This window comes from Endozoicomonas sp. SESOKO2, from assembly GCF_024606245.1.
GTDB lineage: Bacteria > Pseudomonadota > Gammaproteobacteria > Pseudomonadales > Endozoicomonadaceae > Endozoicomonas_A.
The window spans coordinates 1-6,108 of record NZ_JAHHPQ010000049.1 but is presented as its reverse complement, the minus strand read 5'-3'; the positions used below and the strand labels follow the sequence as shown (position 1 = coordinate 6,108).

General features: G+C 49.5%; 5 protein-coding genes. 1 reads left to right on the top strand and 4 read right to left on the bottom strand.

Going from position 1 to position 6,108, the window contains the following annotated elements; all coding sequences use genetic code 11:
• Nucleotides 1-267 precede the first annotated feature (267 nt).
• The gene (locus KDK17_RS01150) at nucleotides 268-681 is read left to right on the top strand and encodes a nuclear transport factor 2 family protein (RefSeq protein WP_257280995.1); all 414 of its coding nucleotides are present in this window, start codon (nucleotides 268-270) and stop codon (nucleotides 679-681) included.
• A 62-nt stretch (nucleotides 682-743) separates the two neighbouring features.
• Here the strand turns inward: KDK17_RS01150 and dxs are convergent, their stop codons facing one another.
• From dxs to KDK17_RS01130, 4 genes are all read right to left on the bottom strand, one after another.
• A complete protein-coding gene (dxs, locus tag KDK17_RS01145; RefSeq protein WP_257287157.1) occupies nucleotides 744-2,669 on the bottom strand; it encodes a 1-deoxy-D-xylulose-5-phosphate synthase in 1,926 nt (641 codons plus the stop codon).
• A gap of 364 nt (nucleotides 2,670-3,033) precedes the next feature.
• Nucleotides 3,034-3,921, bottom strand: coding sequence for a (2E,6E)-farnesyl diphosphate synthase (gene ispA / locus KDK17_RS01140; protein WP_257287156.1), 888 nt, complete (start codon nucleotides 3,919-3,921; stop codon nucleotides 3,034-3,036).
• Nucleotides 3,922-3,924: 3 nt separating this feature from the next.
• On the bottom strand, nucleotides 3,925-4,299 hold the full coding sequence (locus tag KDK17_RS19430; protein WP_373690691.1) for an exodeoxyribonuclease VII small subunit: 375 nt from the start codon (nucleotides 4,297-4,299) through the stop codon (nucleotides 3,925-3,927).
• A gap of 126 nt (nucleotides 4,300-4,425) precedes the next feature.
• Nucleotides 4,426-5,898, bottom strand: coding sequence for a sodium:alanine symporter family protein (locus tag KDK17_RS01130; RefSeq protein WP_257287155.1), 1,473 nt, complete (start codon nucleotides 5,896-5,898; stop codon nucleotides 4,426-4,428).
• Nucleotides 5,899-6,108 lie beyond the last annotated feature (210 nt).

Sequence of the window (6,108 nt, the reverse complement as noted above, 5' to 3'; positions counted from 1 at the left end):
ATACGGGACAGGTTGACTGAACCCATCCGGATGAGGCCAAAAATAACCAGCGCAATAATACAGGATTGATGCCAGCCAGGAGAGGCTTTAAGATGCTTTGCCAGTAAATGGGTGCGTTGCACGAAAGGTGACTGCTTGAGGTAATGGGCTTGCAGAATACCTGCTATCGGACACCTATTTACCCTTTCATATCAAGCTTTGTCTCGAAATTGTCCCCTACAGAGAGAAATAACAGTTGTACTGACTTTTATCGCAGGAATCATGCTTATGAATGAAAAAGTAATGACTCATCAACAAAAAATTCAATTTTTCAGTGATGCTCTACACAATGTTTTAGCAAAGCATGACGCTTCTAAAGTCGCCGATTATTTTACGGATGATGCCGTCATAATGATTAATGAAAGACGCATGGAGGGCTGCCAACAAATTTGCGAGCGATTACAGTGGATTAAAGAGCATACCCATGGCGTGGATATTTCTGTGCATCGGGTTTTTTTCAACGGTGACCGGGGGTTCGATCACCACACATCCAGAGTGACATCCAATGAGGGTACTACGGCCCTGTTCAAAATATTTGGCTATATAGAAATGCGAGATAATAAAATATCGCGGTATGAAGATGTGACCGTTCAAATTGAAGGTGAAGAAGCCATGCATTTAGCGACATCTGTTCAACAATAAATCAAACTAATAGAAGGGAAATGACTCAGCCTCCTGTGATCAGGAGGCTGATAATGAAGTGATCAGGCCGGGGTGACATGGGCGATCTTAATCGCGCTTTTCAGGCTGCGGCTCATACGCTTTATAACGGATTGTCTGATGCCTCCGGCATCGAGTCCACACTCGGCCAGTTGTTGTTTGTGACTGGCGGCCTCAACGTATTCATCCGGAATACCTAGCTGCATGACCGGCACATGGATGCCCTGCTCATTGAGGAACTCGGCAACGGCTGAGCCCGCTCCACCGGCAATACAGCCTTCTTCCAGTGTGACCAGAAGTTCATGTTCTTTGGCCAGTTGTCGAATGAGCTCTTTATCCAGCGGTTTAACGAAGCGCATGTTTGCGACAGTGGCGTTAAGTTCGTCAGCAGCTTCCAAGGCGTTCTCTAGCAGAGTGCCGAAAGAAAGAATGGCCACTTGTTGCCCCCGGCGGCGAACCTCGCCTTTACCAATGGTCATGGATTCGAGACTTTCACTGATCGCTACACCGGGGCCGGTCCCTCTCGGGTAACGGACAGAAGCCGGCCCCTGATACTGATAACCTGTAGAGAGCATACGACGAGTTTCGTCTTCGTCGGAAGGCGTCATTACCAGCATTTCAGGCACGCAGCGCAAGTAAGCAATATCGTAGCAGCCACCATGAGTTGGGCCGTCTTCTCCAACCATACCTGCCCGGTCGATGGCAAAAAGGACGTTCAGCCTCTGAACTGCAACGTCATGAATTAGCTGGTCGTAAGCTCTTTGCAGGAAAGTAGAGTATATCGCGACGACAGGTTTCATCCCCTCACAAGCCATACCGGCAGCCAGAGTCACCGCGTGCTGTTCGGCAATAGCAACATCAAAGTAGCGATCCGGATAGCGATCGGCAAAGCGAATCAGGTCCGAGCCTTCGCACATGGCTGGGGTAATACCTACCAGTTTGTCGTCTTTTGCTGCCATATCGCACAGCCATTGACCAAAGACATTACAGTACTTGGGCTTTTTAGGGAGCCCGTGTTTTTCTCCACTGACTGTAGCGCTTGGTTCCAGCTTGGTGATGGCGTGATAACCAATAGGGTCTTTTTCTGCAGGTGTGAAGCCTTTACCCTTGCGGGTTACCACGTGCAGAAATTGAGGGCCGTCCAGATCTTTAAGGTTGTCAAGAGTGTGTAGCAGCATGGGTAGGTCATGGCCGTCAATAGGGCCAAAATAATTAAAGCCCATTTCTTCGAACAGGGTACCGGGAATGATCATTCCCTTCATGTGCTCCTCAGTTCTGCGAGCCAGTTCCCAGGCATGGGGAATGCCATTAAGCACTTTCTTGCTGCCTTCCCGAATATGGTGGTAGGTCCTGCTGGATAAGATTTTGGTCAAATAGTTTGACAAACCGCCTACGCTTTTTGAAATGGACATGTCGTTGTCGTTCAAAATAACCAGCATGTTGGCCTTGAGGTCTGCAGCATGGTTCATGGCTTCATAAGCCATCCCGGCCGTCATGGAACCATCGCCAATCACTGCAACCGTGCGTCGTTTTTCTCTCTTCAGCCGGGCGCTGGTAGCCATGCCCAGTGCGGCACTGATAGAAGTGCTGGAGTGACCCACGCCAAAGGTATCAAACTCACTTTCTTCTCTTTTTGGAAATGCAGCCAGACCGTCTTTCTGGCGTAGGGTGTCCATTTTGTTTTTGCGGCCAGTGAGTATCTTATGGGGGTAGGTCTGGTGGCCCACATCCCATATCAGACGATCATGGGGAGTATCGAAGAGGTAGTGCAGGGCGACAGTCAGCTCAACAACACCCAGCCCGGCACCAAAATGTCCACCCACCTGACCGACCGAGTAAAGCAGAAATTCTCTGAGTTCCCGGGCCAGCCGGGGCAGATCTGATCTATCAAGTTGGCGCAGCTGGTCAGGAGTATCGACCTGATCTAACAAGGGAGTATCAGGCTTTGTCTTGGGTATTTCGTGAAACATGTTTGCTCGCGGTCCAGGCCTCTCAGCCATAAAAAGCGACCCTTTCATGGGAATCGATCATAAAAGCCAGTTTCCTGGTCCCGGGTCGCTTTTCGAAAATTCGACGTCGTCCCTCATTCACCACAACTTGCACGGGACGGAAAGGGGAAACCTTGATGTTTCCGGCAGTTTGCCAGGTTTGAGGGTATCGAAGCCTGACAGCGTCGTAACACAGTCATGAGAGACTGATACCACTCTTGGCTCTTCTCAATAGGCGAAGAATGATAACAGTAAATGTCATCAGTGAATTATAGGATTGTACCTGAACAGTAGGTTTTTTCTATGGCAATGCTGAAGATAAGCTACGTAATGATATTACATCGAATCAATGAGATCTCTGGATGACGTACTTTGCCATTTGCCTGAGGATAATGGCCTGATCCCCGAAGCTTTCGAGGGAGCAAATCGCCTGGTGACAGAGCGAGCTGGCGAGTTCTCTGGCACCCTGCAATCCCATAAGGGATACATAGGTGGGCTTATCCAGAGCCAGATCTGCCCCTTGTTGCTTACCCAGTACTTCGGTGTCGGCGGTGACGTCAAGAATGTCATCCTGAACCTGAAAAGCCAGACCAATGGCGTCTGCATAGCGAATAAGTTGGTTCAGTTGTTCTGTTTCGACTTTGCCACTTGAAAGTGCGCCCATGACAACACTGGCGCGAATCAGTGCCCCGGTTTTGTGGCTGTGCATTAATTGCAGTTGTTCCTGATTCAATGGACTGCCTACAGAGTTCAGGTCCATGGATTGGCCACCGCACATACCCCCATGGCCAGAAGCACGGGCCAGTTCCCTGATCAGTTGCAGGCAGACAGGAGCGGGTAATTCGTGATGGCTTGAAGCCAGTACTTCAAATGCCAGAGTTTGCAGAGCATCACCTGCAAGAGTGGCAGTGGCCTCATCAAAAGCTTTGTGGCAGGTGGGTTTGCCTCTTCGAAGATCATCATCATCCATCGCTGGAAGATCATCATGCACCAGGGAGTACGCGTGGATGAGCTCTACAGCGCAGGCAGCAGGGTCTGCCTGAATCTGATCGCCACCTACGGCTTCAGAGGCGGCATAAACCAGAATCGGTCGAATACGTTTGCCACCGTTAAAAACAGAGTAGGACATCGCCTCAACCAGCCTTTCACTGACGTGACTGATGTCGGGAAGATGATTTTTGAGCTGCTCATCAACGCGGTTTTGACAACCCTTGATGTATTCCAGCAGAGTCATGGATTATTCGCCTTCTGTCGGATCGAAAGGGCGGGTTTCCAAATGGCCCTGATTTTCCAGAAGCTGCTGGACTCTCTGTTCTGCTTCAGTCAGCGCTTTCTGACATTCACGTGTCAGCTTTACCCCTTTTTCAAAGGCTTTCAGAGACGCTTCCAGTGTCATATCACCGGACTCCATTTGCTGAACCAGTGCATCCAATTCTGTGAGCGACTGCTCAAAGGCAAAGCCCTGCTTTTTTTCCGGCATGCTTAGAAACCTTTTCCATTGACTTGGTGAGGGAATACCTGCCTTCAGGATGACCTTTGTCAGCCAGAGTGCTTCAGTGCATGGCAAAAAAGGACGGTACTCACCCGGATAAATTAAAACGGGCTCAAGCATACCACAAATTCAGGTTGGGGCGGGTTCTGGCAACACGGGAGGGTGACATGTGCGGGGGCAGAGAGATTGTAAATAGTGTTTTCAAAGGAAAAACAGGCCGAGCGGATGGCTCGGCCTCATTGGGTGTTATTCAGTGGCCGGTCGAACGTCGGCTTCCGGGATAGGGCAAGATTGAGCTTCGCCAGCATTATGTTCCTGCCACACGTCCTTATCCATGGTCTTGTCCAGGAATGGGAACTTCTTGCGGTTAAATACCGGTACAACGCCGTCAGCAATTTGATCGTCAAAGTCTTTCAGAACTTTTACGACGATACCTGACAGTAGCAGAATAGCCGTAATGTTGATCAGCGCCATAGTACCCATAGACAGATCAGCGAAAGCCCATACGGTAGGCAGGTTGCCAACAGAACCCCAGAACACCATGACCAGGACGGCCAGACGATAAATCATCAGCAGAGTCTTGCTGTTTTTAATGAACAGCAGGTTAGATTCACCATAATAGTAGTTGGCGATGATGGAGGTGAAAGCAAACAGCAGGATGGCTAATGCAACCAGATGTCCACCCCATGGTCCTATCTCACTGGACAGGGCTGCCTGAGTCAATGCAACGCCGGTCAGGCCACTGCCCGGTTCCAGCATACCAGACACCAGTATAATGGCAGCCGTGGCTGTGCACACGACAATAGTGTCCATAAACACCCCCAGCATGCCCATCATGCCCTGACTAACCGGGTGAGTGGAGTGTGCAGTCGCTGCAGCATTAGGTGCGCTGCCCATACCGGCTTCGTTGGAGAACAGGCCACGCTTGATACCTTGCATCATGGCCTGGGAAACCATGTAGCCGACACCGCCACCCATGGCGGTTTCAAGACCAAAAGCACTCTTGAAAATCAGGGTGAATACAGCCGGTAGTTCAGGGATATTCATGGCCACTATAACAACCGCCACAGCCAGGTAGCCCATGGCCATGAACGGCACAATCATTTCAGCGACTTTGGCGATGGAACGAATGCCACCAAAGATGATGACGCCGCTGGCCAGTACCAGTCCGATGCCAATGTATTCAGGAGCAATGTTATAACCCGTGAAAGCGGCTGCAATAGAATTGGACTGAACGCTGTTGAAAGCAAATCCGAACGCAATAATCAGAGAGATAGAGAAAGCAATGCCCATCCAGCGCTGACCCAGTGCTTTCTGCATGTAGTACGCAGGACCTCCGCGATAAGTGCCATCACCATTGTTGGTTTTGTAGATTTGGGCGAGGGTGTTTTCGGCAAAACTGGTAGCCATACCCAATAGGGCAATAAGCCACATCCAGAAGATGGCACCGGGTCCACCCAAATAAATAGCAACGGCAACACCGGCGATGTTACCGGTACCAATTCGGGCCGCAAGACTGGTGCAGAATGCCTGGAATGGAGAAATATGAAGGTCGGAATGAGTTCTGCGGCTACCCATCATGGTTCTGGCAGCCAGACCGAAGCGACGGATTTGTACGAAACGTGTACGAATGGTGAATAAAATACCGGCTCCAAGCAGCAGGTAAATCAGGATACTCCCCCAAAGAAGATTGTTTGATGCAGAGATAAAATCGTTCATAGTACTTCCTGATTATTAATATGATATTTAGTTTGTTTGTTTTTATTTCCATATAAAATAGATGAATAAACGATGACGAATAAGTACAAACACTGCCTGCCCGAGTCATAGCAAATTAAGAAATAACAATCGTTTAGGACGCGGTTGCAAACGTAGCGAAAAAGCGCAGTTTACAGCGAGTAAATGAGCATTTTGAGCCACTTTTTAACG

Bases quoted from the DNA above. Each gene is read 5' to 3' on its own strand.
- dxs (WP_257287157.1), bottom strand. From the start codon at position 2,669: ATGTTTCACGAAATACCCAAGACAAAGCCTGATACTCCCTTGTTAGAT.
- KDK17_RS19430 (WP_373690691.1), bottom strand. From the start codon at position 4,299: ATGCTTGAGCCCGTTTTAATTTATCCGGGTGAGTACCGTCCTTTTTTG.
- KDK17_RS01130 (WP_257287155.1), bottom strand. From the start codon at position 5,898: ATGAACGATTTTATCTCTGCATCAAACAATCTTCTTTGGGGGAGTATC.
- ispA (WP_257287156.1), bottom strand. From the start codon at position 3,921: ATGACTCTGCTGGAATACATCAAGGGTTGTCAAAACCGCGTTGATGAG.
- KDK17_RS01150 (WP_257280995.1), top strand. From the start codon at position 268: ATGAATGAAAAAGTAATGACTCATCAACAAAAAATTCAATTTTTCAGT.